1 protein-coding gene is annotated in these 980 nt (G+C 60.1%); it reads right to left on the bottom strand.

What is annotated here, in order from left to right; all coding sequences use genetic code 11:
* Positions 1 to 21: 21 nt before the first annotated feature.
* Positions 22 to 980, bottom strand: a 959-nt coding sequence (locus AC0KXF_RS15175; RefSeq protein WP_473109964.1) for an IS110 family RNA-guided transposase, incomplete at its 5' end; no start/stop codon positions are given.

Raw genomic sequence — 980 nt, 5'->3', positions numbered from 1 at the left:
GCGTTGATGCTCCTATATTTGTCAACTCACGATCTCACCGGTTCTCGGGTTGACTTTGACCAGGTGGTAGAGCTCGCGGATGACATAGCGTTTCAAGCATCGGATGATGTCTCGTTTGCTTTTCCCTTCGGCGGTTCTGCGGGCGACATAGTCGATCGTGGGTTGGTGAAATCTCATCCGCACGATCACGGTCCGGTAGATCGCGGCGTTGAGTTGCCGGTGCCCACCATGATTGATGCGGTGCTTCCCACTCGTTATTCCAGAGCCAGCGGGTATCGGGCTAATGCCAGCGAGTTTCGCGAACGCCGCCTCGGACTTGATGCGCTCGGGGTTGTCTCCTGCCACGATGAGGATTTCTGCGGCAGTGTCCACGCCAATGCCGAACTCGTCGAGCAGATGGGGCGCACGCTGGAGGACGAGTTCCTCGATCATGCTCGTAAGTTCCTTGCTTTCCTCGTCGAGCAGGAGCCAGCGCTTCGCAAGCGACCGCAAGGCATGCCGGTTCGCGTCCTCTGGAGATTCGAGACCGCGCGGTCGGAATGCCGCACAGTAACGCGCGAGCGTACGCTGTGTCTTCCGGGCGGTCTCGATGCGGAGTTGTTCTGGTGCGTGCACGAGCATGGCTTTGAGTGTCACCATCGTCGCAGCTTTCTGCTTCACTGCGGTGTCATGGGCGACTTTCAGTTGCCGAATCATCTCGACCGCACCATCCATCGTCTTCGGGGTTGCGGTCGCGAAGCCTGCAAGCACCGCTCTCGCGGCGTTCTCCGCGTCAAGGGTGTCTGACTTGCCGTTGAGTCGGCGCAGCCGCCTGTCAGGGCGGGAGACCTCGACGACCTTATGGCCTTGCCTTCGTAGGAACGAGGTGAGGCCTGCCCCGTAGGAGCCAGTCCCCTCAATCCCGAAGGAGATGACCTTCCCGAAGCTCTCAGCCCAGGCGAGGAGCTGCTTGAACCCAGCGGTATCGGTCGCGATCGTAA

Source organism: Leucobacter holotrichiae (assembly GCF_055791005.1).
Note: the sequence above shows the minus strand (reverse complement) of the source record. Positions and strands in the feature narration are given on the sequence as shown.